Origin of the sequence: Streptomyces silaceus (assembly GCF_001419745.1) — a bacterium.
GTDB classification, from domain to species: Bacteria; Actinomycetota; Actinomycetes; order Streptomycetales; family Streptomycetaceae; genus Streptomyces; species Streptomyces silaceus.
This window is the reverse complement of sequence record NZ_LIRJ01000542.1, coordinates 1-778: the sequence shown is the minus strand read 5'-3', so window position 1 is coordinate 778 and position 778 is coordinate 1. Positions and strand designations below refer to the sequence as shown.

General features: G+C 73.5%; 2 protein-coding genes. One reads left to right on the top strand and one right to left on the bottom strand.

What is annotated here, in order from left to right; translation table 11 throughout:
- The coding region (locus AOK22_RS43435; RefSeq protein ID WP_244165252.1) for an FtsX-like permease family protein at positions 1–328 on the top strand (328 nt) is incomplete at its 5' end.
- A gap of 40 nt (positions 329–368) precedes the next feature.
- Here the strand turns inward: AOK22_RS43435 and AOK22_RS36250 are convergent.
- On the bottom strand, positions 369–778 hold a 410-nt coding region (locus tag AOK22_RS36250; RefSeq protein WP_055702932.1), incomplete at its 5' end, for a hypothetical protein.

The following is a 778-nucleotide window of genomic DNA, read 5'->3' as shown; positions in this document are numbered from 1 at the left end:
CGAGCGCGTGCGCGAGATCGGCGTGCACAAGGCGCTCGGCATGACCCCCCGGCAGACCGTCGCCATGGTCCTCACCTCGGTCACCGTCACCGGCCTCGTCGCCGGCGCCGTGGGCGTACCGCTCGGCGTGGCCCTGCACGGCCGGGTCCTGCCCGCCATGGGCGACAGCGTGGGACTGCGCCTGCCCGACTCGGTCATCGCCGTCTACCACGGCGCCGAACTGCTCCCGCTCGCCCTCGGCGGCCTCCTGATCGCCACCTTGGGCGCGCTCCTGCCCGCGGGGTGGGCGGCCAGGGCGCGGACCGCCACGGCCTTGCGTACCGAGTGAGATGCTCCGCGCCCGCCGTGTACGCGTGACTGAGGAAAGGTCAGGCGACGTCCCAGGCCGCCTCGATCATCCGGAAGATCTCGTCCACCGCGGCGTCCGGGTCGGCCGTCTCGCGGGCCAGCGCGTAGGCGTCGATGACGAATCGCGCGAGCGTGCGGCAGGCCGTGGCGCTCTGGGGCAGGTCGGGGTCGGCGGTGAGGGCCGTGGCCAGCGATTCCGCGTGGCGGAGCCGCATCGACTCCTCGTACTCCCGCAGGGCGCGTGACGCGTCGATCATGCGGTAGATCGGAGCGCTGCCGTCCGCCGTGCAGTGCCGCACCATGGCCCGGATCTCGTCGCGCAGCGCGGGGATGAGCGGCTCGTGCGGCGCCCGGTCGGTGACCGCCCGGACGAGCCGCTGCTCGAAGTCCTGGTCCTGTTCGAAGACCAGGGCCTCCTTCGCGGCGAAGT